At 71.6% G+C, this 26,427-nt stretch carries 20 protein-coding genes and 1 pseudogene; 9 read left to right on the top strand and 12 right to left on the bottom strand.

Features of this window, described 5'->3' with window-relative positions:
* The 6 genes from BLV72_RS44445 to BLV72_RS44420 are packed head-to-tail and all read right to left on the bottom strand — an operon-like array spanning position 1 to position 6,969.
* A complete protein-coding gene (locus tag BLV72_RS44445; RefSeq protein WP_093469604.1) occupies positions 1-864 on the bottom strand; it encodes a TauD/TfdA dioxygenase family protein in 864 nt (287 codons plus the stop codon).
* Between the two features lie 14 nt (positions 865-878).
* Complete coding sequence (locus BLV72_RS44440) at positions 879-2,183, bottom strand: FAD-dependent oxidoreductase (RefSeq protein ID WP_093469603.1); 1,305 nt, start codon at positions 2,181-2,183, stop codon at positions 879-881.
* Complete coding sequence (locus BLV72_RS44435; protein WP_093469601.1) at positions 2,180-3,886, bottom strand: prenyltransferase/squalene oxidase repeat-containing protein; 1,707 nt, start codon at positions 3,884-3,886, stop codon at positions 2,180-2,182. Before BLV72_RS44435 ends, BLV72_RS44440 begins: the two co-directional genes overlap by 4 nt.
* A 35-nt stretch (positions 3,887-3,921) precedes the next feature.
* Positions 3,922-4,920 (bottom strand): UbiA family prenyltransferase, encoded by a 999-nt coding sequence (locus tag BLV72_RS44430; RefSeq protein ID WP_208905939.1) that lies wholly within the window; start codon positions 4,918-4,920, stop codon positions 3,922-3,924.
* Positions 4,921-4,924: 4 nt separating this feature from the next.
* The gene (locus BLV72_RS44425) at positions 4,925-5,953 is read right to left on the bottom strand and encodes a polyprenyl synthetase family protein (RefSeq protein WP_093469599.1); all 1,029 of its coding nucleotides are present in this window, start codon (positions 5,951-5,953) and stop codon (positions 4,925-4,927) included.
* Positions 5,950-6,969 (bottom strand): aminotransferase class I/II-fold pyridoxal phosphate-dependent enzyme, encoded by a 1,020-nt coding sequence (locus BLV72_RS44420; RefSeq protein WP_244321318.1) that lies wholly within the window; start codon positions 6,967-6,969, stop codon positions 5,950-5,952. The genes BLV72_RS44425 and BLV72_RS44420 overlap by 4 nt, the downstream gene beginning before the upstream one ends.
* Before the next feature lie 297 nt (positions 6,970-7,266).
* On the opposite strand from BLV72_RS44420, the gene BLV72_RS44415 reads away from it, so the two are divergent.
* The gene (locus BLV72_RS44415) at positions 7,267-8,193 is read left to right on the top strand and encodes a LysR family transcriptional regulator (protein ID WP_143059874.1); all 927 of its coding nucleotides are present in this window, start codon (positions 7,267-7,269) and stop codon (positions 8,191-8,193) included.
* 137 nt (positions 8,194-8,330) lie between these two features.
* Here the strand turns inward: BLV72_RS44415 and BLV72_RS44410 are convergent, their stop codons facing one another.
* Positions 8,331-9,038 carry a sulfotransferase family protein gene (locus tag BLV72_RS44410; RefSeq protein WP_244321317.1) on the bottom strand — a complete coding sequence of 236 codons (708 nt, stop codon included), beginning with the start codon at positions 9,036-9,038 and terminating at the stop codon, positions 8,331-8,333.
* Positions 9,038-9,337, bottom strand: a complete 300-nt coding sequence (locus BLV72_RS50825; protein WP_244321316.1) for a sulfotransferase — start codon at positions 9,335-9,337, stop codon at positions 9,038-9,040. Before BLV72_RS50825 ends, BLV72_RS44410 begins: the two co-directional genes overlap by 1 nt.
* A 240-nt stretch (positions 9,338-9,577) precedes the next feature.
* On the opposite strand from BLV72_RS50825, the gene BLV72_RS44405 reads away from it, so the two are divergent.
* Entirely contained in the window at positions 9,578-10,489 is a 912-nt protein-coding gene (locus tag BLV72_RS44405) for an endonuclease/exonuclease/phosphatase family protein (protein WP_093469595.1), read from the top strand.
* A gap of 110 nt (positions 10,490-10,599) precedes the next feature.
* Here the strand turns inward: BLV72_RS44405 and BLV72_RS44400 are convergent, their stop codons facing one another.
* Positions 10,600-11,796 (bottom strand): MFS transporter, encoded by a 1,197-nt coding sequence (locus BLV72_RS44400; protein WP_093469593.1) that lies wholly within the window; start codon positions 11,794-11,796, stop codon positions 10,600-10,602.
* 292 nt (positions 11,797-12,088) lie between these two features.
* Here BLV72_RS44400 and BLV72_RS44395 point away from each other — a divergent pair, with 292 nt between their 5' ends.
* Positions 12,089-13,150, top strand: a complete 1,062-nt coding sequence (locus tag BLV72_RS44395) for a mechanosensitive ion channel family protein (RefSeq protein WP_093469592.1) — start codon at positions 12,089-12,091, stop codon at positions 13,148-13,150.
* 5 nt (positions 13,151-13,155) lie between these two features.
* Here the strand turns inward: BLV72_RS44395 and BLV72_RS44390 are convergent, their stop codons facing one another.
* Together BLV72_RS44390 and BLV72_RS44385 are read right to left on the bottom strand one after the other, a co-directional pair.
* Positions 13,156-13,857 (bottom strand): response regulator, encoded by a 702-nt coding sequence (locus tag BLV72_RS44390; RefSeq protein ID WP_093469590.1) that lies wholly within the window; start codon positions 13,855-13,857, stop codon positions 13,156-13,158.
* Positions 13,854-15,119: a sensor histidine kinase gene (locus BLV72_RS44385; RefSeq protein ID WP_093469589.1), complete on the bottom strand. Its 1,266-nt coding sequence runs from the start codon at positions 15,117-15,119 to the stop codon at positions 13,854-13,856. Before BLV72_RS44385 ends, BLV72_RS44390 begins: the two co-directional genes overlap by 4 nt.
* 312 nt (positions 15,120-15,431) lie before the next feature.
* Between BLV72_RS44385 and BLV72_RS44380 the strand changes: the two genes are divergently transcribed.
* The 5 genes from BLV72_RS44380 to BLV72_RS44360 all read left to right on the top strand — a co-directional run bounded on the left by BLV72_RS44380 (position 15,432) and on the right by BLV72_RS44360 (position 20,996).
* Positions 15,432-16,223, top strand: coding sequence for a class I SAM-dependent methyltransferase (locus BLV72_RS44380; RefSeq protein ID WP_093469587.1), 792 nt, complete (start codon positions 15,432-15,434; stop codon positions 16,221-16,223).
* Between the two features lie 229 nt (positions 16,224-16,452).
* Positions 16,453-16,644 carry a putative ATP-grasp-modified RiPP gene (gene tgmA / locus BLV72_RS44375; protein WP_093469586.1) on the top strand — a complete coding sequence of 64 codons (192 nt, stop codon included), beginning with the start codon at positions 16,453-16,455 and terminating at the stop codon, positions 16,642-16,644.
* Between the two features lie 15 nt (positions 16,645-16,659).
* Positions 16,660-17,598, top strand: a complete 939-nt coding sequence (tgmB, locus tag BLV72_RS44370) for an ATP-grasp ribosomal peptide maturase (protein WP_093469584.1) — start codon at positions 16,660-16,662, stop codon at positions 17,596-17,598.
* 244 nt (positions 17,599-17,842) lie between these two features.
* Positions 17,843-19,675, top strand: a complete 1,833-nt coding sequence (locus tag BLV72_RS44365) for a glycoside hydrolase family 15 protein (protein ID WP_093469583.1) — start codon at positions 17,843-17,845, stop codon at positions 19,673-19,675.
* Positions 19,676-19,715: 40 nt separating this feature from the next.
* Entirely contained in the window at positions 19,716-20,996 is a 1,281-nt protein-coding gene (locus BLV72_RS44360; RefSeq protein WP_093469581.1) for a DUF1266 domain-containing protein, read from the top strand.
* 31 nt (positions 20,997-21,027) lie between these two features.
* Here the strand turns inward: BLV72_RS44360 and BLV72_RS44355 are convergent, their stop codons facing one another.
* Positions 21,028-22,647, bottom strand: coding sequence for a GMC oxidoreductase (locus tag BLV72_RS44355; protein ID WP_093470893.1), 1,620 nt, complete (start codon positions 22,645-22,647; stop codon positions 21,028-21,030).
* Between the two features lie 373 nt (positions 22,648-23,020).
* Here BLV72_RS44355 and BLV72_RS44350 point away from each other — a divergent pair.
* Positions 23,021-26,397 (top strand): annotated as a pseudogene (locus BLV72_RS44350) (pyruvate carboxylase).
* Positions 26,398-26,427: the final 30 nt, after the last annotated feature.

Raw genomic sequence — 26,427 nt, 5'->3', positions numbered from 1 at the left:
TCACCGGTAGCCGTGGCGGGCCGTGACGTGGCGCGGGTAGTAGCGCTCGTCGGGCGCGGGCCGGTACTCCTTCCAGCGCGGGGTGCCGCCGGTGGGCTGGTCGCCGAGGACGGTCACCCGCTGGCCCCTGCGGGGTTCGGTGTAGTCGTTGACGGCCAGGTGCTGGGTGGCGCGGTTGTCCCACATCGCGACGGCGCCGGGCTGCCAGCGGTAGCGGCAGTTGAACCGGGGCGACTCGGAGTGCTCGAAGAGGTACTGCAGCAGGGCGTCGCTCTCCGGGCGGCTGAGCTGCGGGATGTGCGAGGTCCACATGCGGGTGACGTACAGGGAGCGCCTGCCGGTCTCGGGGTGGATCCGCACCACCGGGTGTTCCGCCCAGTGCTCGCCGGTCTGCGGTGTGTTGAGGACATGGACGGCGGTGAGGCCGTCGAGGAGTTCGCGCATCGGCTCGGAGAGCGTCTCGTAGACCAGGTACTGGTTGCTCCACATGGTGTCGCCGCCGGAGGCGGGACACACCTGCAGATGGAGGATGGAGGCGACCGGCGGATTGGGCTGGAAGGTCACGTCGATATGCCACTCGTCGGCCTTGGCGCCCTGGTCCGCGTCCAGGACGACGATCTCGGGATGGCCCTCGACCTTGGGCAGGAACGGATGGACCTCCAGCTCCCCCAGCCGCCGCCCCAGGGCGATATGCGCCTCGGGGGTGAGGTGTTCCTGGTCCGGGAAGAAGACCACGAGGTGCTTGAGCAGCAACTCGTGGATCCGGTCGAAGAGTTCATCGGTGAGCTCGGTCAGATCGACACCGCGGATCTCCGCGCCGAGTGCTCCGGAGACGGGCGTCACCATCAATTCGGAAGTGGACATGCGGTAAACCGTCCTCACATGGGTCGCGGTCGGCCGGCCGGGGCGGTCGGCACTCGGTGGGCGCGGGGATCGGGGAGGAGACCGAGCTGCTGCAGCCGGTCCAGAGGGGTCAGCGGGCGCTGGCCGAGGCCCGACATGTTGTGGGTGACGGTGTGCAGCAGCCGGGGGTTGGCACCGGTGTGACGGACGGCCCGGCGCCCCAGGACCCGGCCGCGCCACGACAGATCGGTGACCATCCGCGCCGCGTTGCCGCTGGTCCTGGCCGCCTGGGTGAGCAGGGGAAGCTGCCGCTCGTGGTAGTCGCGCAGCGCGGCGTCCACCACCGCGGCCGACATCCCGCCCGTTCGCTCCAGATGGCCCGACAGCCGCTCGGCGAGGGCACCGGCGCTGGTGATGGCGGTGTTCATGCCCTGCGCCGCCATCGGATGGACGGCGTACGCGGCCTCGCCGACGAGCGCCAGTCCGCGGCCGGACAGCCGGGGCGACAGCAGCCGTCCGACGGGCAGCGTCTGGCGGCTGTCGAGATGGGCGAGCAGGGACGCGGTCAGCGGCTCCAGGGCGGGCACCTGGGACAGCGCCCCGGCGGCCCAGTCGGCCAGTCCCCCCTGTGCCGTGACACCGCGCAGCTCATCGGGCCCGGCCTGGAGGTAGAGCCGCAACCGGCCGCCCGGCAGCGGATAGAGCAGCCGCAGCCCCCGGTCGGTGACATACGCGGAGAAGTCGTCGGCCCGCGCGGCCGCCTCGGGGTCGCCGATGTCGAAGGAGACCAGCCGGTGCGGATAGTCGGCCCGCTTGGCCTCGATGCCCGCCCAGGACCGCAGCCGTGAGGAGATGCCGTCGGCGGCGACCACGAGCGGCGCCCGCTGCTCGTAGACCCGGCCGCCCTCGGCCAGCCGCAGTCCGGTGATCCGGCCGGAGTCGTCGCGCAGTGGCGCCTCCGCGCGGACGCCACGGCGCAGTTGGACACCCGGCCCGAGGCTCTCGGTCAGGGCGGCGAGGATGGTGGTGTGGTCATGGGCCAGCAACCACTGGTCGGAGGCGGGCAGTTGGCCGTAGTCGAGGGACATCAGCGCGGTGCCTCGCGGATCACGGACGACCAGCCGTCCGAGCCGGACCGCACCCTGCGCGTCGAGCCGCTTCTCCACGCCCCATGAGCGCAGGAGGCGCAGCGCACCCGGCTGGAGCACCTCTCCCTTGGCTATCGGACGGACCTTCGGCTGCTTGTCGACCACCAGGACGTCCAGCCCGAGGCCGCCGAGCGCGCGGGCCGCGGCGAGACCGCCGACGCCCGCCCCGCACACGAGCACATCGGGGCTCATCCTCGGCCTCCTTCTCCGGTTCCGGCTGCGCGAACGGCCTCCGCGGAGCGGTAGTGGGCGAGGGCCCGCAGCGCCAGGCCCGCCGCGATGCCGTCGTCGGCGTAGCGGGCACAGCCGCGGACGTACTCGTTGACCGGGCCCGGGGTCCAGCCGCCGTCCGCCCGCTGGGCGTCGACGAGCCATCGGGCCGCCGCCGCGGGGGCCGGGTCGGCGGGGCTCAGCCCGGAGGCGAGCAGCCCGCGCAGCGCCCAGGCGGTCTCCTCGACGGTGCCCGGCCGGGTGCCCTCACCCGTGCTCCACGAGCCGTCGGGGTGCCGGGTGCGCAGCAGCCAGTCCCTGGCCCGGGCCGCCGCGCGGTGGTGTTCCCCGGTGCGGCCCGCCCGGCTGAGCGCCTCCAGCGCCGCGGCGGTGCCGGGGGTGCCGCCGCGGTACCACATGGCCTCGAACGATCCGTCGGGGCGCTGCCGGCCGAGCAGCCAGCGCACCGCCTTGGCCACGCGCGGGTCGTCGGCCCCGGCCCCGGAGTCGAGCAGGGCACCCACGACCTTGGCGGTCATCTGGGGGCAGGGCCCGAAGCCGCCGGGCTTGCTGTTCCGTACGGCCAGGCTCCAGGACCCGGCCGCGTCCTGGGTGGCGGTCAGCCACGCCAGCCCGGCGCGGACATGGCGGTCGTCCGCGCCGCCGGGCAGCTTCAGCAGGATGGCGCTGGACTCGGCCGTCTCCAGGGCCATCGGCCAGCTGCGGGGGCTGGAGAACCCCCAGTAGCCGGCCGGGCAGCCGAGGGCGTCGAACGGCTCGGGCTGCTGGTGGCGGTGGAGCATCTCGCGGGTGCCGATGAGCTGCGGGTCCTCGGCGTGACCGGCCTCGATCAGCGCGGCGGTGGCGAAGTTCGTCCAGGTCACATCGAGCGGCATCAGATCCCAGGAGCCGTCGGGGTTCGCCGCCGAGCGGAGCCAGCGGGCGGCCGCGCGGACCAGGTCGGGCGCCCGGCCGGAGCGGGCGAGGCCCAGGCAGATGAGTCCGGTGAGCCAGGGGTCGGTGCTGAACCCGCCGGTGGCGCCCTCGCGTTCGTACGCGTCCTGGATGATCGCCAGAGCCCTCGGCCGGGCCAGCCGGTCCAGCGCGCGACCGGCCGGGCCGCGGTGGCGGTGTGCGGACTGGGCGAGCGCCTGGCTCGCGTAGATGGGCAGCCGCAGGCTCAGCAGGCGGCGGCTGAGGCCGGGGAAGAACAGCAACTCCAGGGGGAGCCGTCGCTGGGCGCCCTCGTGGGGCAGTCCGGCGAAGGTGTGGAACTGGCGGATGAGGGCGGTCATCGCGGGTTCCGGGACGGCCCCGGAGCCGCCGAGCTCGTCGAACCGGGCCCGTGCGGCGTGTACGGCCGACGCCGCACGGCGGGGGGCGAGCAGATGGAGTGCCGCGGCGGCGAGCGCGGTGGTGAGGGGCTCGGTGGGTACCCCGCGCATGGCCCAGCCGCCGTCGTCCCGCTGGGTCTCGCACAGCCAGGTGACACCGCGCTCGATGGTCTCGCCCGAGCCCTCCGGATCGGCGAAGTGCAGTGCGGTGAGGGCTCCGGCCGTGTTCAGCGGGGAGGCGTGGTGCGCGCCGAAGACGAAGGCGCCGTCGTCGCGCCGGTGGGCGAGGAGCGCCTCGGTACCGGCGGTGACGGCCGTGCCGACGCTCTCGGTCAAGGCGGAAGCGGGCATGGGAGCGGACCCTTCTGCTGGTGGCGCGCGGTGTTTCAGGGGCGTGGATCGGGGAGGGTGGGCCCGCCGTCGGCCAGGGGGGCGGGAAATTCATGCCGGGACCGCATCCGGCTCTGGGTGATGACGCTGACCGTGAGGAGCGGCGTCAGCAGCGCCAGGGCGGGTGCCGCGCCGGCGCCCGCGGCCACCACGGCCGCGGCCAGCACCAGGCGTTCGGCGACGAGGACGGCGTGGGCGCGCAGCGCCAGCGTGGGGGCGAGGTGACCCGGTGACCGCAGCAGCAGCCCGAAGGCGCCCGCGCCACACAGCGCCGCTGCCGACAGCAGCACGAGATAGCCGGCCGTGTCCTTGGGCACCAGCCCGGTGGCGGCGCAGGCCACCGCCACGGCGGCCAGATACAGCGCGGCCGCGGTGTGGGTGGCGCGCCGGACGCCCTGGCGCACCGGCACGGTGGCATAGCCGCCCTCGCGGTCGCCATCGACGTCGCGGAGGGTGCCGACGAGGTTGGACGCGGTGTCATGGGCCAGGAAGACCAGGGCGAACGGCAGCGCGCGCCACGGTGGCCACGGCTGGACGGCCATCGCGCCGAAGAGCACGGTGAGCGCGGTCAGCACGCCCCGTATGAGGTTCCCCGACAGGCCACGCCCCTTGAGCACCCGGCTGTAGGCCACGATGCCCGCCATCGCGGCGGCGGCCACGGCCACGGCGCGCCAGTTGGCCCACAGGGCCAGCGCGGCCACGGCTAAGGCGCAGCCGATGCCCGTGGCCACGGCGGCTCGTGGGCTCAACCTGCCGGAGGGTATGGGGCGTTGGGGTTTGCTGAGCGCGTCGAGGTCACGGTCGTAGTAGTCGCCCAGATAGTGGCCGGCGAGCCAGCCGAGGGTCGGCGCGGCCCAGGCCACCAGCAACTGCCCCGTGGTGGGGTGTGATCCGGCGAGCGTGGCTCCGGCGAGGCCGACCAGCCCCGGATACCACAGGGTGTACGGGCGCCAGGTCTGCAGATGGGCCAGGAGTGCCGTGCGCGGGGCCGCCACGGCGTCACCGGTCCCGGCTGACCGACAGATCGGCCACCGCCGCGAGCACGGCGGTGGCCCGGGAGCGGGGCAGCTCCGCCAGACAGGAAGTGGCCCGGTCCGCCTGGGCGGTGGCCTGGTCCCGTGCGGCGTCGAGCGCGCCGGTCGTCTCCAGCAGTTCGTGCACGGTCCGCAGCGCGTCGGCGGCGGGCAGGGCGCCGCCGAGCGCCGCCTCCAGCCGGGCGCGGCCCCGGGCGCCGGCCATGGCGTAGCAGAGCAGGACGGGGAAGGTGGGCCGGGCGGCCGCGATGTCGCTGAGGGCGGACTTGCCGGTGGTGCGGGGGTCGCTGGTGTACGGCAGCAGGTCGTCGTACATCTGGAAGGCCAGCCCCAGATGTTCGGCGTACGCGGTGAGCGCGCGCTGCTGGGCGGGGGTTCCGCCACCCAGGATCGCCCCGCCCCGGCAGGCGGCCCTGAACAGTGCCCCGGTCTTCAGGGAGCTCATGGTGAGATACCGGTCGAGTCCGCAGCCGAGGTCGCCGCGGAGTTCGCCCTCCATCGCCTGGCCTCGGCACAGGTCGACGCCCGCCCGGGCGAAGACCCGCACGGCGCCGAGAACCCGGCCCGGCGGCAGTCCGCCGGCCTCTTCGGCGCCGTCGGTGAGCACGCCGAACATGCCCAGCATCAGGGCGTCCCCGGTGACGATGGCGTCAGCGGTGCCGTAGCGCGCCACGACGGACGGACGGCCGCGCCGCATCGCGTCGCCGTCGATGACATCGTCGTGGACGAGGGATCCCACATGGAGGTACTCCACGCTCAGCGCGGCCGGGACGACGGCGGGTCCGCCGCCGCCCACCGCCTCGGCCGACTCCATGAGCAGCAGCGGGCGCAGCAGCTTCCCGGCCGGGAGCAGGGCGTACCGGGAGATCCGGTGGAGGCGTTCGGCCTCCGGCGGCCAGCGCCGGTCGAGCTCGCGCAGCAGGAGCTCCATGGTCGGCGCGGCCTCCGCCAACGGGTCGGCCACATCGGTGACCGCGACGTCGGGCGGGGTCATACGGCCGCCTCCCGGTACTTCCCGGCGAGCTCCGCGAACGCCTGGTTGGCGGCGGGCTCGGCGACGGTCACCCGTACCCCTTCGCCCGGTTTGCCGCAGACCACCACGCCGTGGTCCGCGCAGAACTGGGTGAAGCGCTCCACCCCGGAGGTCATGGGCAGCCACAGGAAGTTGCCCTGGCTCGCGGGCGCCTCCCAGCCCTGGTCGAGCAGGGTCCGGTGGAGCCGGTCGCGCTCCTCGGCGGTCTCGGCGCACTGCCGCAGCACCTGCTCCTGGGCGCCGAGCGCGGCGATGGCGGCCTCCTGCGCCACGGCGCTCACCCGATAGAAGGGCAGCACCGAGCGGAGCGGGGCGAGCACGGGCTCATGCGCCACGAGATAGCCGACCCGCAGGCTGAGCAGCCCGTACGACTTGGAGAACGTCCGCACCACACAGACCCGTTCATCGGCGCGGTGCAGGGCGATGCCGTCGGCGACGGCGCCGGGGTCGGCGAAGTCCCGGTAGGCCTCGTCGATGACGACGGTGACCTGCGCGGGGAGCCGGTCGAGGAAGCGAAGGATCCGCTCCTGGTCCAGCGCGGTGCCGGTGGGGTTGTTGGGGGTGCACAGCAGGACCATGCGGGTGCGGTCGGTGACGGCGTCGGCCATCGCCTTCAGATCGTGGTCGTATCCGGTGAGCGGCACCCGGACGGTGGTGGATCCGGCGTTGGCCGCCATCATGGGGTACGCCTCCCACGAGGGCCAGGCGTGCACCGTGTGCGTATCCGGTCCGGTGAGGGTGGAGAACAACTGCTGGAGCAGCGCGCCGGAACCCGGTCCGGCCAGCACCTGTTCCGGGCGCACTCCCAGATGTGCGGCGAGAGCCTGACAGAGCCCGGCGCCGAGGGCATCCAGGGTACGGTGGGCGGTCCGCGCGGTGCGCAGGACGGCGTCCACCACTTCGGGGAGCGGGGGGTGAACGGTTTCGTTGAGCGACATCTGGTGGAAGGGATTGTTCTCCGCGACCACCGGAGTCATGCGATTCCAGCCATCATGCATCGGGCACCATCCATCCATTCCAGCGGGGGATTCGGGCGGAGGGAGGAAAGTCACCGCGCCCGGGTCCCCTTGCCGGTCCGGCCGGATCGATGGGGAGGAAACCGTCGTGGGCGGGCTGTGACCGTACGGGCAGCCAGTGCGGGTGGGGCTATGTCCGATCGGTCAGTTCAATGAGCGGGTGCGGGCGAAATCCGTCACCATGATTTTGACGGTCTCTCGATCACGCGTCCAATTAGAGTCTTACGGGAATTGATAAACGATTTTTATCGTCCTGTAGTGATCGATCTTCGCCAGCTCACCGTACTCGCAGAGGTCTGTCGCGCCGGCTCGTACAGCGCCGCGGCGGACCGCCTCGGTTACACCCAACCTGCCATCAGCTATCACATGCGCGCGCTGGAACGTGCCGTGGGAGTGCCGCTCACGGTCAAGGCGGGACGGGGGGTACGGCTCACGCCCGCGGGCCACAGACTCGCCGAGCGCGCCCAGGACGTGCTGGCCGGGCTGCGGGATGTGGAGAACGAGTTCGAGGCGCTCGCCGCGCGCACCCGTGGCCGGGTGCGGATGTCCTCGGTGCAGAGCGTCTGTGTCGCCGTGCTGCCCGCGGCGCTGGCCAGACTGGGCGCCTCACGTATCGAGGTGGAGGTGGAGCTGGGCCAGACCGACTCCCATGACGCGCACCGGCTGCTGGACTCGGGCGAGACCGATCTGGCGATCGTCGCCGACGATGAGACGGGAGACGCCTCCGGGACCGCGAACACCCTGCTGCGCCGGGTCCCGCTGCTGGTCGACCGCCGCCATGTGCTGCTGCCGCGGGGCCATGAGCTCGCGGGGCGGCGCAGCGTCCGCCTCGCCGATCTGTCGCGGGAGCGGTGGATCCTGGAGCGGGACCGCGAGCGGCTGCTGCGGCGGTGCGCGGAGGCGGGGTTCGAGCCCCGGGTGGTGACCACGACCGATGACCAGGCGACGACCCTCGGCCTGGTGGGCGACGGGGTGGGCATCGCCCTGATGGACGGCCTCGGTCTGCTCCCCCGGCCGGATCCGCGGGTCGAGCCGCGCCCGCTGGACGACTGGCCGAGGCGCCATGTCTGCGCGCTGCTGCGGCCGGAGGCGGCGCGGGTGCCGGCGGTGGCCGCCCTGTTGGAGGCGCTGCGGGCGGTGGCCGTCGAGCAGTCGGGGGAGGTCGCCGAAGCGGCGACGGCCTGACGCCGGAGCTATCCCGGAGCCGGCCCATCCGTGCGCCCGAGCTGGCCCATCCGCACGCCGGAGCCATCTCATCCGCACGCCGGAGCTGGCCCACCCGTGCCCCGGAGCTACCTCATCCGCACGCCGGAGCAGCTACCTCATCCGGCGCCGGCCAGGCTCAGGGCCCGGGCGCCGGGGGCGCAGCTCTCGCGGAGGGCGGCCAGTTCGGCGGGCGGCAGGGCCGCGGCGGCCGTGCCCCGGCGGTCGCCGTCGAGCAGGGCGCTTCCGGCCGCCAGCCACTCCGGAAGGGGTTCCACGCCGAGGTGGTGGGCCAGCCGGGTGAGCTCGCGCTCGGGCGCGTCGAGCAGGCTCTCGTACGACAGGGACATCCGGATCGCGGCGGGGAGCCGGGACAGATGCGCCAGCCCCTCCACGATCGTGTGCGACCACAATCGGCCGAACTCGGCGACGGGTACGGACCGTTCGTACAGCGGACGCAGATCGGCGTCGTCGTCGCTGAGCAGCGCCTCCAGACCGGCCGGAAGGCTCTCGGTGGTCTCGGCGCGCTCCGCCATCAGCTGGATCAGCCGGAATCCGGGGTGGCGGCTCATGGAGAGCGCGCAGTCGGCGCCGTCCCGGTACAGGTGGACGAACCGGGCCTCGGGAAAGACCTCCCGCAGCCGGGGCACCGACCGCAGCGAGTAGCCGGAGCGCTCCACCACGGCCCGCCCGCCGAACCGCGCCCCCAGCAGGCCGAACAGCGCCCGGTAGTGATCGGCCACCGGCGCGGCGGGCCGCCGGCACAGCTCCGGCTCCAGCGCGTCGAACAGCGCGTCGGGGTCGTCGGTGAGATGAGGCAGCGTCATCATGCACAGGGCCGGAATGCCACCACCCGCCACCGAGAACCGCCCTTGACATGCGGATACCGGTACTCCGGCAACGGGATGCCATCGCGGATGACGCGATTGGCGAACGACCGCGGAGTGGCGAGAATCCGCCAGAACTCCGCCCCGGTCAGCGGCGCCTCGACAAGCGCGTCCGGCTCCAGTGCGGCGATCAGCTCGCTCACGCTGAGCAGATCCGGGTGCAGCCGCAGAACACGCGACAGAGCGGTCGAACCGCAGCGTCCGGTCCCCACGACGAAGGTCAGCGGCCGTAACGTCACCCCAGGTGCCCCTTCCGTCTCGACGGCTACCGCCGTTGTCTACCCATCGCCGCCACCACGCATCCCCGGCCACTTCCGTCACGGATGGGGTCCGCCGCCACGGATGGGATCCGCCCGCGCTCTTGAGGTCGGCTCTGCGTGACCGTACGTTCCACCGGACGGCCACCACAGGACACACCCCCCACACCGCGGGGTCCGACACTGGGTCCGTCACCGCACCTTCAAGACCTTGGAGGAGCCATGCCCGCACCTGTGTTCAGCCGCCGTCACGGTATGCGCGTCGCGGTCGCGGCGGCCGCCGCGCTTCCGCTCGCCTCCCAGCCGCAGTACGTGGCCACGGCGGTCGCCGCCGCCCCGGTCGCCCCCGCCGACGGTCCGCGGCTGGCCGCCATGACCTTCAATCTGCGCTACGCCGCCGACAGCGAGCCCAACTCCTGGGGCCGGCGCCGCCCCGTCATGCGGGAGCTGCTGCGCCGGGCCCGGCCCCATCTGCTGGGCACTCAGGAGGGGCTGTACGGCCAGCTCCGCGATATCGCCCACGACCTCGGACAGCGCTACGCGTGGATCGGCACCGGGCGGATGGGGGGCAGCCGCGACGAGTTCATGGCCGTCTTCTACGACACCGGACGGCTCGAGCCCGTGGAGTACGACCACTTCTGGCTCTCCGACACCCCGAATGTGATCGGCTCCAACACCTGGGGCGGGGCCGTGGTCCGGATGGTCACCTGGGTGCGCTTCCACGACCGGCGGACCGGCAGGGAGTTCTACGCCCTCAACACCCATCTGGACCACCGCAGCCAGAACGCCCGTGAGCGCGCCGCCGCTCTGATCACCGAGCGGCTCGGCGGGCTGGACTCCGCGCTCCCCCGCATCGTCACCGGCGACTTCAATGTGGCGGCCCATGGCAACCCGGTCTACGACGCCATGCTGAACGGCGGCACGCTGGTGGACTCGTGGGACACCGCCGAGCGGCGCGGCCCGCTGTACGGGACGTTCCACGGCTTTGGCCCGCTGGTCCCGGACGGCGACCGGATCGACTGGATCCTGACCTCACCCGGTGTGCGCACCCACCAGGCCGTCATCGACACCTACTCCGGGGACGGCCAGTACCCCAGCGACCATCTGCCGGTGCGGACCGTCCTGGAGCTGTGACGCGGGGCGGCCGCGCCGGTGCCGTGATGCCGTCGATCCGCTCCCGCCGGGGGCGGATCGAGCGGTTCGCGCCACGCTGTGCGGCGTCCCGCCACGTTCGCAGAGCCTGCTCAGCGGCTGGATGCCGCGGCGGAGATCCCCCGCAGCCGCAGCAGGGCCGCCGCGGCCAGCAGGGCCACACAGCCCGTGAAGATGAGCCCGGCGGAGCGCAGCCCGACCGCGAGCGACAGCGCCCCCACGCCGATCACCGGAATCGAGATCGCCAGATACATCAGCACGAACAGGGCGGAGGTGACCTCGGCGCGCCGGTCGGCCGGGCTGCGCTCCGTCACCACCCGTACGGCGGCCAGGAACGACAGCCCCTGACCCGTCCCCGCGATCACGGCGCCCAGTACCAGCAGCGCCAGCGACGCGATCGCCAGCGAGACCGCGATGGCCGCCATACCGGCCACCAGTACCGCGCACCCTCCGGGCAGCGACCGCCCCGGGCCCAGCCGGCGACCCAGCGCCTGCCCGGCGACCGAGGCGGCGAACACGGAGAACACCACGGCACCGGCCACCGCGAGATTGCTCTCCCCCTCCACCTCGCTCAGGAACGTGGGCGACACGGAGGTGAACAGGCCCAGCGTGGCGAAGCCCGCGAATCCCGCCATGGCCGCGGCCGCGAACGTCGCGCGCATCTCCTTGGGCACCCGCAGCCGCTGCGGCCTCAGCGGCGGGCGACCCCGGGTCCGTACGGTCTCCGGGAGAGCGAGCACCACGGCGGCGGCCACCGCCACCAGCACCAGGTCCACCACGAACACCACCTTCAGCGGCGCCGGGGCGTACTGCGCCAGCACACCCGCCAGCAACGGGCCGACACCGAGACCGCCCAGGTTGGCCCCGGTCGCGAGGAGGGTGGCGGCGCGGCGCCGGCGCTCGGGGGCCAGCTCGATCACCATCACGGTGGCGGTGCCGGTGGCCAGACCGGCGGACAGCCCCGACAGGGTGCGGCCCGTGAACAGCTCCGGCAGTCCGCCGGCGAGGAGGAAGCACACCGCGCTCAGGCCCGACAGCGCCAGCGCGGCCAGCAGGACGGGCCGTCGCCCGATGAAGTCGGACATGCGTCCGAGCAGCAGCAGCGCGACGATGACCCCCGCCGCGTACACCGCGAAGATCACCGTGACCATGAACGAGGAGAAGCCGAACTCCCGCTGATAGAGCGAGTAGAGCGGGGTGGGCAGCGTCGTACCGCACATCGTGACCACGAAGGCGTAGGCGGCCGCGAGGAACGGCCATCCCCTGTCCACGTCCTTGCGGCTGTCCATACGACCCGATTCCACCACACATCACCTGTCCGTCAAACGCGGTGGCGCGCCGCCGCCTTCCTGGCGGGTTACGTGCGGTAGCGGGGCATCCCGTCATTCGGCCCTGATCGCATGCGGCAGGATGGCACCTCATGCCGGAGCCGTACACCTGTACGCCCGGCGCAGCCCGTACAACCCAGGCACGAGCAGGTGACAACGTGATCCCACAGAACTCCAGACCGGGGGCCGCACCGACGACCGCGGGCCGCACGGCCGGTTCTGACGCGCTTTCCGGCATAGCGGACGGTGGCCGATGAACCGGGCCCTGACGTTGCACGATGTCATCATCGTCGGGGCTGCGCTGGTCTGCGGCGCGGCCGGTGGTGTGCTGTTGCGTGTGGCGCTGCGCTGGCTGGGTGAGCGGGCCCGCTCCACCCGGTGGAGCGGCGACGACATCATCGTCGACACCCTGCGCACACTGGCGCCGTGGGCGTCGATGGCCGCCGGTGTCGCCGCCGCGGCCGCCGCGCTGCCGCTGACCTCCACGGTCGGCCATGACGTCAATCAGACGCTGAAGGCCGTGCTGATCCTGGTCAGCACGGTCACCGCGGCGCGGGTGGTGGCCGGTATGGTGCGCTCGCTCGCGCTGTCCCGCTCCGGGGTGGCGGGAACGGCCACCATCTTCGTCAACATCACGCGGATCGCGGTGCTGGCGATGGGCGTGCTGATCCTGCTGGAGACGCTGGGCGTCTCGATCGCCCCGCTGCTCACCGCCCTGGGCGTGGGCGGTCTGGCGGTCGCCCTGGCCCTCCAGGACACCCTGGCCAATCTCTTCGCGGGGGTGCACATCCTGGCCTCCAAGACGGTGCAGCCCGGCCACTACATCCGGCTCAGCAGCGGGGAGGAGGGCTATGTGGTCGACATCAACTGGCGCAACACGGCGGTGCGGCAACTGTCGGACAACCTCGTCATCATCCCGAACGCCAAGCTGGGCAACACCATCATGACCAACTTTCACCAGCCCGAGCAGCAGATGTCGGTCATGGTCCAGGCGAGGGTCGGCTACGGAAGCGATCTGGACCATGTCGAGCGGGTGACCATCGAGGTCGCCGGGAAGGTGATGTCCGGCGTCGAGGGCGGGGTCGTCGACCACGAGACGAGCGTGCGCTTCCACACCTTCGGAGAGTCCGGCATCGACTTCTCGGTGTTTCTGCGGGCCCTGGAGTTCAGCGACCAGTACCTCATCAAGCATGAGTTCATGAAGGAGCTGCACCGCCGGTTCCGCGCCGAGGGCATCGAGATCCCGCTGCCCACGCGTACGCTCGTCCTGCCCGACCAGGACCGGCTGACGCTGCCGGACCGTTCGGCGATCTGACGCCGTCAGGGCAGCAGCCGCCGCTCGGTGGCCACCGCCACCGCCCCGGCCCGGGTCTCGACCCCCAATTTCCCGTAGATCCGTCCCAGATGGGTCTTGACCGTGGCCTCGCTGATGAACAGGGTCCGGGCGATCTCCCGGTTGCCCACGCCGCGGGCCAGGTGCCGGAGGATGTCACGCTCCCGCTCGGACAGCGCGGGGCGCGGGCTGCGCATCCGGGCCAGCACCCGGTCGGCGACCGGGGCGGAGAGCGCGGTACGGCCGGAGGCGGCGTTCCGGATCGCCGCGAACAGCTCCTCCGGCCGCTCGGCCTTGAGCAGATAGCCGGTGGCCCCGGCCTCGATGGCACGGGTGATGTCGGCGTCGGTGTCGAACATGGTGAGCACCAGGACACGGGGCGCGGGCGGGTCGCCGGAGACCAGCCGCCGGGTGGCGGTCACCCCGTCCATGCCCTCCCCGAGCTGCAGATCCATCAGCACCACATCGGGTCGGAGCCGGTCGGCCATGGCGAGGGCCTCCTCGCCGCTGCCCGCCTCGCCGACCACCTCGATGCCGTCGGTGCTGGCCAGCAGCGCCCGCAGCCCGGCCCGCACCACGGCATGGTCGTCGCAGAGCAGCAGCCTGATGGCGGAGACGGGCGGGAGCGGGCTCGCGGCCGCATCCGCGCTCGGGGCAGGGCCTGACGACGGGGACGGGATGGCACTCATGCCGTGGCCTCCACGGGACGGTCGGGGACGAGGGCGGGAAGGGGCTCGACGGGGATCGCGGCCGAGACGACCGTCCCCTCGCCCGGTGCGGATTCGACGGTGAGCGTGCCGCCCAGCTGCCGTACCCGGACCCGCATGGCCGGCAGCCCGTGCCCGCGCGACCGGTCCGCTTCGGAAGTGGGGACGGCGTCGGTGTCGAAGCCTCGGCCGTCATCGGCGATGTCCAGACAGATCTGGTCGCCCATGCAGGTCAGGGTGAGCGCGGCCCGGTTCGCCCCGGCGTGCTCCCGCACATTGGCCAGCGCGCCCTGGGCGATGCGCAGCAGCGCCGCCTCCACTCGCTCGGGCAACGGTCCGAGGGGTCCGTCGAGGTGGAAGTCCACCGTCTGCCCCGCGCCGCTCTCCCGTGCGGCGAGCGCGCCGAGCGCCTGGGCCAGGGAGCGCTCGGCGAGGTCGGCCGGGGCCAGGTCCTGGACGAACCGGCGGGCCTCGGCGAGGCTGCGGGAGGCGATCTCCGCCGCCTCGCGCATATGGCCTCTGGCCGCCTCCGGGTCCGTCTCCCAGGTGCGGTCGGCGGCCTGCAGCAGCATCCGCTGGCTGGACAGGCCCTGGGCGAGGGTGTCATGGATCTCCGAGGACAGCCGCTGGCGCTCGGCCAGGATTCCCGCCCGCCGCTCGGTCGCGGCCAGATCGCGGCGGGTGCGGACCAGATCGTCGATCAGCACCCGCTGCCGCGCCGACTGGCGTCGCAGATGGATGAGGACGGCGGCGGCCACGGCGGCGATGGCGGGCGGCGCGATCAGCGCGTTGGGGTCGAAGCCGTCGTGCATGAACCGCAGTTTCGAGGCGACGACGAGCGCGGTGAGCACGGCGGCCAAGGGCACCGCGAACCGGGTGGGCAGCGTGTGCAGACCGGTGAAGAACAGCGGCATGGCGCACCATGCGGCGCTCGGCGCGAGGACCAGCAGCGCGACCCAGGCGGCCAGTACCGCTGTCAGCCAGACCAGATAGCGGCCGGAGGGCCGGCCGCCGGGGCTCGGCGCGGGCGCCGGCCACCGGCCGGGCAGATAGAGCGCGCCGAAGGCCACGAAGAGGGCGACGACCCAGCCGTTCGGCGAGGTGCCGGTGTCCCGGATCAGATAGCGGACCAGCGAGGCGCCCAGCAGCAGGAAGAACGCGATGTGCAGGACCGCCGTCAGCCACCGCTCATCCGGATCGTCCACCCCGTCGGTCCCGGACCGCCCGGACCATGCCGACCACATGCCCGACCACCGCGCCCGCCCTGACCGCCCGACCGCTCCGACCGCCGACCACACCCCGGCCCCTCCCTGCTCTCCCGGTTTCACTCCGGACCTCTCCGGCTCTTCTGGGTTCACTCCCTCAGCCAGTCCTAACCCGCCGCACCGGACGCCGCATCATCCGATCGGTTGACATGGCGATCACCCGGACCGCCTCCGGACCAGGACCGCTCCGCTGATCCGCGCCGGCGCCACGGCGCCGAGGCTGGTACCGACAACAGCGACGCGGGAACGCATGGTGCGCCGCGTCCGTACGACGATCACGAGAGAGCCCACATGCCCGCCAAGAAACTCAGCGTCAACCGCTCCGCCCTCGGCCACCGGGTCTCCTACGCGCTGCGCCACCCGCAGCGGGTACCGCGCCATCTGGTCCGCGCCACCCGGGACGCCTGGCTGCGCTACCGCTACCCGGACCACGTCGCGTACTACCGCGCGGTGATGCGGTCCGACACCCGCACCAGCCCGGAAGCGGCGGTCGGCAGCCGCAGCCATGAGCGGTGGCTGGCGCTGGGCGCGATGCAGTTCGACTATCTGCTCGACCACGGTCTGCGGCCGGAACACCGGATGCTGGAGATCGGCTGCGGCAATCTGCGGGCAGGCTGGCGGTTCATCAGCCATCTGGAGCCGGGCCACTACTACGGCGTCGACATCTCGCCCGAGATCCTCGCCGCCGCGCAGGACACGCTGGTGCGCGAGGGGCTGCAGGACCGCCGTCCCACCCTCACCCCGGTGCGCGATCTGACGCTGCGTTTTCTGCCCGACGCCCACTTCGACGTGGTGCACGCGCACAGTGTCTTCTCGCACTCGCCACTGCCCGTCATCGAGGAGTGCCTGGCCCATGTCGGCCGCGTCCTGGCACCCGGCGGCTGGTTCGACTTCACCTTCGACCGCACCGAGGGCGTCGAACACCAGGTGCTGCGGGAGGACTTCTACTACCGCACCGAGACGCTCATCGCGCTGGCGGAGAAACACGGTCTGGCGGCCCGGTTCATGGCGGACTGGGAGGAGCTGCCGCACGGCCAGTCGAAGATCCGCGTCACCCACCGCGAGGGCGCGCGGACGTCCTGACCCGCCGTTCCTCAGCCGGTGCTCCCGCCGCGGAGGCCGACTATTCGGTGACGCAATACCTCAGGCATATGTTGACGTTCAATCGGGCCTTGAGGTTCCACTGGGATCCTGTGACACACTTCATATCGCAGCACAGAGGACAAAATCGTTGCTTGGGAGTGCCGTAGACTTTTAGTACGTACTGTTGCGTGGTGGATAGACGAATACATGGAGCACCAAGAGGTCACTCATGCAGCCCTTCGTACTGAAGCACGCAATCCCTGCCGAGCGGTCGTCGGGCAGTGTTCCCTACGCCTATAACGCCGCCCTGCAGTTGAATGTCCTCTCCGACGGCCGCCCGGCCATCGCCGACCGGGCGGTGCTGTTGGCCACCGGCACGACCACGTCCACAGCTGGTTCGAAGACGCACTTCGACGACTGACCTGCGCATACGTCGATGACGGTACTCATCCTGACCTGTCGCCAGGATGTCACGGCCGACTTGGTGGTGGCAGAGCTGCGCGAACAAGGCGTCCCTCTGGTGCGTTTCGATCCGGCCGACCTTCCGGATCAGGCCGGGCTGTCGGTCGAATTCGATCGCGGTGACTTCACGGGATATCTGTCGACCGAGGGACGCCTCGTCAGCATCCACGGTGTGCGGTCCATCTGGGTGCGCAGGCCGGGGCGGCCCGCGGCCCACGCGGCGAATCCATCGGAGTGGCTGACGGCCGAGTGCGGACAGGCGCTCTACGGGATGCTCTACGCGACAACGGCCCGCTGGATGAACCATCCGGCGGCCGCCGAACCGGCCCGGCACAAACCGTTCCAGTTGCGGGTCGCCCAGCACAGCGGTTTCGCCGTGCCCTCGACTCTGGTCACCACCTATCCGCGCGCGGCGCGTGATTTCGCCGTCCAGTGCACGGACATCGTGGTGAAATCCGCGTCCGGTCCGCCGACCGTCGATCCGCCGGTCGCACTGCCTACTACCCGTATCGGACCGGACACGGATTTCTCCGATGTCGCGGCCGGGGCGACCCTTCTTCAGCGGTACATTCCCAAAGCGGCCGACATCCGGCTGTTCTGCGTCGGCAGCGAGTTATTCGCCGCACGGAAGACCGCCGCCTCGGGGCAGGTGGACGGGCGCTATGGATGTCATGGACACCACTGGGAAGCCGTGGATGTGCCCGCCAGAATCTTGCGCGCCGTTCATGAGTACATGGCTCTCACCGGTCTCGCCTACGGGGCCTTCGACTTCGCCGAGGACGCCGAAGGTCTTTGGTGGTTCCTGGAGTGCAACCAGGGCGGCCAATTCGGCTTTGTCGAGCTGGAGACCGGTCAGCCCATCGCGGCGGCGGTCGCGTCCTGGCTGGCGGCGCCCGGTGCCACCCATCGGTGACGTCCGGGCCCGGAGCACCGTGCCTCCACAGGCGGGGCGGATGGTCACCGGGCCGGCGTGCGAGGGCGGTCCCGTCCCCGTTCGCGCCGGCCCGGGGCGCCCGCGAGCACCCCTGCGCACAGACCGTGACGGCCGGCTACGCAAAGGGTCGGCGCTGCGCCGGACCGGCCCGTCGGTCGTATGCTGAACCGAGAGTCCGCGTTACCCAGGGTTTCAAGCCCCTCCCTCAGCGCGGGAGGTTCCGATGACCGTCGCCGACAGCATCCGCCGCCCGACGGACGTGTCCCGCTATGTGCCGATCGCCGAACACGGTCTGATCGGCGATCTGCGCACCGCCGCGCTCGTCGATACCAGCGGCACCATCGACTGGTACTGCCCGGTCCGGTTCGACGCGCCCAGTGTGTTCGCGTCGATCCTGGACGCCGACCGCGGTGGTGCGTTCCGGCTCACACCGGAGGTGCCCGCCCGGACGAAGCAGTTCTACTTCCCCGACACCAACATCCTCATCACCCGCTTCTTCGCGGACGACGGGGTCGCCGAGGTCCAGGACTTCATGCCGATCGTGGACGACTCGCGCGAGGCGGACCGGCACCGGCTGATCCGCCGGGTGCTGTGCGTGCGCGGATCGCTGCCCTTCACCGCACGGGTGGCGCCCCGTTTCGACTACGCCCGGCAGTCGCATACGGTGCGCGCCGAGGAGGGGCTCACGATCTTCGAGTCCCCGGAGCTGTCGCTGGCGCTGACGTCCAGCGTCACCGTGGAGACCGACGGGGCCGATGTGGTCTCCACGTTCAAGCTGGTCGAGGGCGAGGCCGCGGTCTTCGCGCTCGACCGGATCGGCGGCACGGTGCAGCCGCGGCACTGCCCGCAGGCGGAGGCGGAGGAACTGTTCGACGCCACCGTGCGCTACTGGCGCCGCTGGCTCTCGCAGTCCCGCTACCGCGGGCGGTGGCGGGAGATGGTGCACCGCTCGGCACTCACCCTCAAGCTGCTCACCTACGCGCCGACCGGCGCCATCGTGGCGGCCCCGACGACCAGCCTGCCCGAGCAGATCGGCGGCGAGCGCAATTGGGACTACCGCTATGTGTGGGTCCGCGATGCCGCGTTCTGCATCTACGCGCTGCTGAGGCTGGGTTTCACTCAGGAGGCCGAGGCGTTCGTGCGGTTCCTGTCCGAGGACATCAGCTTCGATGACGGCCCCGGCGGCCCGATGCAGATCATGTACGGCATTGACGGCCGCAGCGAGATCCCCGAGCAGATGCTCCCCCATCTGGAGGGCCATCAGGGCTCCTCCCCGGTCCGGGTCGGCAACGCGGCGGTCCACCAGCTCCAGCTGGACATCTACGGAGCGCTGGTGGACTCCCTCTATCTCTACGACAAATGGGGGCAGCCGCTGGCCAGCGATCACTGGGACACCGTCAGCGACGCGGTCGGCTGGGTCTGCGACAACTGGGACCGGCCCGATATGAGCGTCTGGGAGACCCGCTCCGGCCCGCAGCATTTCCTGTACTCGCAGCTGATGTGCTGGGTCGCGATCGAGCGGGGGATGCGCATCGCCCGCCACCGCGGCCTGCCCGCGGACATGGCCCGCTGGTCGAAGGCGCGCGATGACATCTACCGCCGGATCATGCGCTGCGGCTGGTCGCCGCGGCGGCGCGCCTTCGTGCAGCGCGAGGGCGAGGAGGTGCTCGACGCCTCGGTGCTGATGATGCCGCTGTCCAAGTTCATCTCCCCCACCGACCCCAAGTGGCTGTCCACGCTGGACGCGCTGGGCGAGGAGCTGGTGTCCGATTCGCTGGTCTACCGCTACGACCCCACGGCCAGCCCGGACGGGCTGCGCGGTGAGGAGGGCACCTTCTCGATCTGCTCGTTCTGGTACGTCGAGGCGCTGTCCCGGGCCGGACGGGTGGACGATGCGCGGCTGGCCTTCGAGAAGATGCTCACCTACGCCAACCATGTCGGGCTGTACGCGGAGGAGATCGGCCGCACCGGTGAGCAGATCGGCAACTTCCCGCAGGCGTTCACCCATCTCGCGCTCATCAGCGCCGCGTTCAACCTGGACCGGGCCCTGGGCTGACCCCTCGGCCACGGCGGACCGCTGGATAGAGTGGTCGGCCATGGGAAACGGGGAGGCCGCCGTGCCGGAGCACGGCGGCCAGGGCAGCACACAGACCGCGTGGCAGGCGCCCAGCGCGATCGAGCGGGAGCTGTACGAGGCGAAGGCCCGCGGCGACTGGTCGGCGTACTTCGATGTGCTGGCGCGTACCGAACTCTTCGTCGCCGATGCGTACTCCCGTCTCCGGGCGCGCCCCGGGACGGTGCTGTTCACCCCGTACTGGTATCCCCAGGTGCAGGCCAACTGCCTGCCCCTCTTCACCGAGGGCATGCTCCCCGCGCCCCATCCGGAGACCGTCTATCTCTCCTACTCCTTGGGGTGGTTCGCCACGGAGTGGGAGCCCGGCGACCCGCCGTGGATCGTGGTCAACCCCGGCAGTCCGTGTGAGACGTTCTTCCCGACCTCCCCGGCGCACCGCGCGCTGTGGAGCGGCCACGCCGAGCACGCCGCCGACGGTGAGGGCCGCGCACACGCGCCCATGGAGCTGCGCGGGCTGTGGGTGGGCGGGCCGACACAGGGCCCGGTGGCCCATGGACTGGCCTGCGGGGCGTTGCTGTTCGTCAAGAACGGCGAGCTGTGGAACGCCATGGCCTACCACGGCGGCGGATACACCCGTGAGCGGACCCGGCTCAAGGAGTGGTGGGGCATCACCGGCCGGGAGGAGTGGCAGCGCATCCAGGAGCTGCTGCTGGGCGCCGAACTGATCAGCGGTGTCTGGGAGTTCGCGCTCGGGGTGCGCCGCACCCTGGCCCTGGACTTCGCCGGCCCGGTCGGGGTGGACCACTGGCGGACGGTGGCCGAGCGGGTACTGCGGCGCACCGCCGCCGAGCCCGGCGAGGTCCGGATCACCCCCGACGGGGTCACCAAGGCGGAGCCCCGGGACAGCGCGGAGGTGGAGGCGCAGGTGGCCGGTGTGCAGCGGCTCATCGGCCGGATCGCCCGCTATGAGGCCCGGTTCCGTGCGGACGGCCTGCTCGCCGAGGGGAAGTTCGTCCGCACGGTGGAGGCGTGGGACTACGGGCGGGCCTCGGGGATGGCCCGCTGGGGGCTCGCCGCACGGTTCTGCTCCCTCGACGAGGCCGAGCGCGCGGTGCTGCGCGCGGGACGGTCGGCGCAGGCCAACTACCGCTCCTGGGAGGAGTTCTCCGCCGCGTACATCCTCGGGCGGTGTCTCCACTTCGACGACGAGGAGTTCGGTGAGTGGTACGAGGACATGCTCACCGCGCATCGCATCCTCACCACCGATCCGGAGAGCCCCTGGCTCACCCTTCCCTGGAAGTGATCCGGGCGGAACCCGGGCGTCGGACCACGTGTCACCGGCCGCCGACGCGGTCCTCGGCCAGCACCCGGGCCATGGTGCGCTCGGCCAGAGCGGTGATGGTGACGAACGGGTTGACGCCGATGGAGCCCGGGATGAGGGATCCGTCGGTCACATAGAGCCCGTCGTAGCCGGTCACCCGGCCGTACGCGTCGGTGGCCCGGCCCAGGACACAGCCGCCCAGCGGGTGGTAGCAGAAGTCGTCGGCGAAGGCCCGGGTGTCGCCGAAGAGGTCATAGCGGTAGATGGTGGCGTTGGCGGAGTTGACGCGGTCGAAGAGGGCCTTGGCCGCGGCGACGGAGGGCGCGCTCTGGGCGCGGGTCCAGTCGAGCACGGTGGTGTCCTTGGCCGCGTCATAGGTGAAGGTGGCGCGCTCGGGGTTCCGGGTGATGGCGAGGTAGAGGCTGACCCAGGTCTCGAGGCCGGCGGGCAGCGGGGCGATCTCGGCGAAGACCGGGTTGGCGGTGTCGGACCAGTCGTCGATCGCCAGCACCGGGATGGTGGACTGCTGGGCGCCGGTCGGGTGCCACACATGGTTGGCGCGGCCGAGCATGACATTGCCGTTGCCGCCCCAGCCCCGGCCGACCTCCTCGCTCAGCTCGGGCAGGGCGCCGGTCTCGCGGGCGCGCAGCAGGAGTTCGGTGGTGCCGAGGCTGCCCGCACCGAGGAACAGCGAACCGCAGGTGATCTCGTCGGTGGAGACGACGGTGCCGGTGGTGTCGATGCGCTCCACGGTGAGGACATAGCCGCCGTCGGGTGCCCGGCGCAGGGACCTGACGCGGCTGAGGGTGTGCAGGGTGACCTGGCCGGTGCCGAGCGCGGACGCGAGATAGGTCTTGTCGAGGCTGCGCTTGCCGAAGTTGTTGCCGTAGATGACCTCCTGGGCGAGCGCGGACTTGGTCGCCGTTCCGTCGGCCTCGCGCCGCATGTAGCCGAAGTCGTAGACATTGGGCATGAGGACGGTCTTCAGGCCCGCCCTGGCGGCCTGGGCGCGGGCGACGCGGGCGTAGGTGTACCACTCCGTGGCCTCGAACCACGCGGAGGGCACGGTGGTGGCGCCGAGCATGCGGTTGGCCAGCGGGAAGTAGGTGTCGTACATCGGGTCCGCGGCCACCTGCGGCAGCATCTGCTGGAAGTACGCGCGCGACGGGGTGACCGCGATACCGCCGTTGACCAGCGAACCGCCGCCGACCCCGCGCCCCACGTAGACGGACATGCCGGGGAAGCGGACGCGGTCCAGGACGCCGGGGTAGGGGGTGATGTCCTTGTTGATGACGTCCAGCCACAGAAAGGTGGACAGGGGCGCCTCGGTTCTGCTCTTGAACCACATGGAGCGCTGATCGGGGGCGGTCATCGAACAGTGGACCCGGCCGTCGGAACCCGGGGTGTCCCATAACCGCCCCATCTCCACGACGAGGGTTCTGATGCCCGCCTCGCCGAGCCGGAGCGCGGCCACGGCCGCGCCGTAGCCCGAGCCGACGACGACGGCGGGGAAGTGGTCGGCGCGCTCGGCGGCGGCCGCCGGGGCGAGGCCGATGCGGGTGAGTCCGAGGGCCGCCGCGCTCTGCAGGGCGGCCAGACCGAGAATGTGACGACGCGTCAGATTTGCTGTCATGGCGGCATGATGGGTGGAATCGCCGGAGGTCGCCATGGTGTGGCGCAAGGTCCTTTTCGTCAGTCTTTTTCGCCGGTCTTTTCGGCACCGGAGGGCTTGCGCGACTTCTCGTTATTTATCAATTACTGTCGCACCCGAGCTCCTCGATCCCAGCGTCCGGAACGGCGCTCCGGGTCCACGTACGGCGCCACCCAGCGCGGTCGCAGGGCCACTCTCCGTATCCACTGCGACCATGGATGACGCGGACCGGGTGCCATCCCGTACGCCATCCACGAGAACTCGATCACACCCCGGGCGTCCTGCGTGGTACGCGGCAGTAGTGTTCGCCGACAAGCGTGTGTTGTAGGTACCGGGCAGGTAGAAGGGATCGGGCATGTTCCGCAAGGTGCTGGTCGCCAATCGTGGAGAGATCGCCATTCGCGCCTTCCGCGCCGGCTATGAGCTGGGCGCGAGAACCGTAGCCGTGTTCCCGCATGAGGACCGCAACTCGCTGCATCGGCTCAAGGCCGATGAGGCGTATGAGATCGGCGAGCCGGGCCATCCGGTGCGGGCCTATCTCTCCGTCGAGGAGATCGTCCGCGCGGCGCGCAGTGCGGGCGCGGACGCCGTGTATCCCGGATATGGCTTTCTGTCCGAGAACCCCGATCTCGCACGCGCGTGCGAGGAGGCGGGGATCACGTTCGTGGGGCCCAGCGCGCAGATCCTGGAGCTCACCGGGAACAAGGCGCGCGCGGTGGCCGCCGCCCGCGCGGCCGGGGTGCCGGTGCTCGGCTCCTCCGAGCCGTCGACCGATGTGGACGAGCTGGTCCGGGCCGCGGACGAGCTCGGCTTCCCGGTGTTCGTCAAGGCCGTCGCCGGTGGTGGCGGGCGCGGGATGCGCAGGGTCGAGAACCGGGAGACGCTGCGTGAGTCCATCGAGGCGGCGGCGCGGGAGGCCGAGTCCGCCTTCGGCGATGCCACGGTCTTCCTGGAGAAGGCGGTGGTGGAGCCCCGCCATATCGAGGTGCAGATCCTCGCCGACGGGCAGGGCGATGTCATCCATCTGTTCGAGCGCGACTGCTCGGTGCAGCGGCGCCACCAGAAGGTGATCGAACTGGCGCCGGCGCCCAACCTCGATCCCGAGCTGCGGGCGCGGATCTGCCAGGACGCGGTGAAGTTCGCCCGGCAGATCGGCTATCGCAATGCGGGCACGGTGGAGTTCCTGCTCGACCGTGAGGGCCGCCATGTATTCATCGAGATGAATCCGCGGATCCAGGTCGAGCACACGGTGACCGAGGAGATCACCGATGTCGATCTGGTCCAGTCGCAGCTGCGGATCGCCGCCGGCCAGACGCTGGCCGACCTCGGCCTCGCCCAGGACACCGTGTATGTGCGAGGTGCGGCGCTGCAGTGCCGGATCACCACCGAGGACCCGGCCAACGGCTTCCGCCCGGACACCGGGATGATCAGCGCGTATCGCTCACCGGGCGGCTCGGGCATCCGGCTGGACGGTGGCACCACCCACTCCGGTGCGGAGATCAGCGCCCACTTCGACTCGATGCTGGTCAAGCTGACCTGCCGGGGGCGGGACTTCGCGACCGCGGTCGGCCGCGCCCGGCGTGCGGTGGCCGAGTTCCGCATCCGCGGCGTATCCACGAACATCCCCTTCCTCCAGGCGGTGCTGGACGATCCGGACTTCCGGGCCGGGCAGGTCACCACGTCGTTCATCGAGCAGCGGCCGCATCTGCTGACCGCGCGTCACTCCGCCGACCGCGGTACCAAGCTGCTCACCTATCTCGCCGATGTCACGGTGAACAAGCCGCACGGCGAGCGGCCCCATCTGATCAACGCGACCACCAAGCTGCCCCGGTGCCGGACACCGAGCCGCCCGCCGGCTCCAAGCAGCGGCTCACCGAGCTGGGCCCGGAGGGTTTCGCGCGGTGGCTGCGCGAGTCGCCCACGATCGGTGTCACCGACACGACCTTCCGGGACGCGCATCAGTCGCTGCTGGCCACCCGGGTCCGCACCAGGGACCTGCTGGCCGTGGCCCCGGTGGTGGCGCGGAGCGTGCCGCAGCTGCTGTCGCTGGAGTGCTGGGGCGGGGCCACCTACGACGTGGCGCTGCGCTTCCTCGCCGAGGACCCGTGGGAGCGGCTGGCCAAGCTGCGCGAGGCGGTGCCCAACATCTGTCTGCAGATGCTGCTGCGCGGCCGTAACACCGTGGGCTACACGCCGTATTCCACCGAGGTGACCACCGCCTTCGTACAGGAGGCCACGGCCACCGGGATCGACATCTTCCGGATCTTCGACGCGCTGAACGACATCGGGCAGATGCGGCCCGCGATCGACGCGGTACGGGAGACGGGCTCGGCCATCGCCGAGGTGGCGCTCTGCTACACCTCCGATCTGTCCGATCCCTCGGAGCGGCTCTACACCCTCGACTACTATCTGCGGCTCGCCGAGCAGATCGTGGACGCGGGCGCGCATGTGCTGGCCATCAAGGACATGGCGGGGCTGCTGCGCGCCCCGGCCGCGGCCACGCTGGTCTCCGCGCTGCGCAGGGAGTTCGACCTGCCGGTGCACATCCACACCCATGACACCGCCGGCGGTCAGCTCGCCACCTATCTCGCGGCGATCCAGGCCGGCGCGGACGCGGTGGACGGCGCGGTGGCCTCCATGGCGGGCACCACCTCCCAGCCGTCGCTGTCGGCGATCGTGGCCGCCACCGACCACTCCGACCGGCCGACCGGGCTCGACCTCGAGGCGATCGGCGGCCTGGAGCCGTATTGGGAGGCCGTGCGCAAGATCTACGCACCGTTCGAGGCGGGCCTCGCCTCGCCGACCGGGCGGGTGTACCACCATGAGATCCCCGGTGGTCAGCTGTCCAATCTGCGCACCCAGGCCATCGCGCTCGGCCTCGGCGACCGCTTCGAGGACATCGAGGCGATGTACACCGCCGCGGACCGGATGCTGGGCCATCTGGTGAAGGTCACCCCGTCGTCGAAGGTGGTCGGCGATCTCGCGCTGCATCTGGTGGGGGCGGGGGTATCGCCGGAGGACTTCGAAGCGGATCCGGGCCGGTACGACATCCCGGACTCGGTCATCGGGTTCCTCCGCGGCGAGCTGGGCAATCCGCCGGGCGGCTGGCCCGAGCCGTTCCGCAGCAAGGCGCTGGAGGGCCGCGCCGCCGCCAAGCCGACGGCCGCGGAGCTGTCCACGGAGGACCGGGAGCAGCTGGAGAAGGATCCGCGGGCGACGCTGAACCGGCTGCTGTTCCCCGGCCCGACCAAGGAGTTCGAGGCGCATCGACAGGCCCACGGCGACACCAGCGTGCTGGACAGCAAGGACTTCTTCTACGGGCTGCGCCCGCGGCATGAGTACACGGTGGACCTCGAGCCCGGGGTCCGGCTGCTGATCGAGCTGGAGGCCATCGGCGACGCCGACGAGCGCGGTATGCGCACGGTGATGGCCTCGCTGAACGGGCAGTTGCGCCCGGTCCAGGTGCGGGACAACTCGGCGGCCTCCGACGTACCGGCCACCGAGAAGGCCGACCGGAGCAACCCCGGCCATGTGGCGGCGCCCTTCGCGGGTGTGGTGACACTGGCGGTGGCCGAGGGCGATCAGGTGGAGGCCGGTGCCACCGTGGCGACGATCGAGGCGATGAAGATGGAGGCCACCATCGCGGCCCCGAAGGGCGGGACCGTGTCGCGCATCGCCATCAGCGCGATCCAGCAGGTGGAAGGCGGCGATCTGCTGGTCGCCCTCGGCTGAGCCGCAGCGCCGACGAGCCGCCGCCACCGG

It is taken from the genome of Streptomyces melanosporofaciens (genome assembly GCF_900105695.1).
In the GTDB taxonomy this organism is placed as follows: Bacteria; Actinomycetota; Actinomycetes; order Streptomycetales; family Streptomycetaceae; genus Streptomyces; species Streptomyces antimycoticus.
The sequence above is the reverse complement of the archived record's forward strand: the minus strand, read 5'-3'. Positions and strand labels throughout refer to the sequence as shown.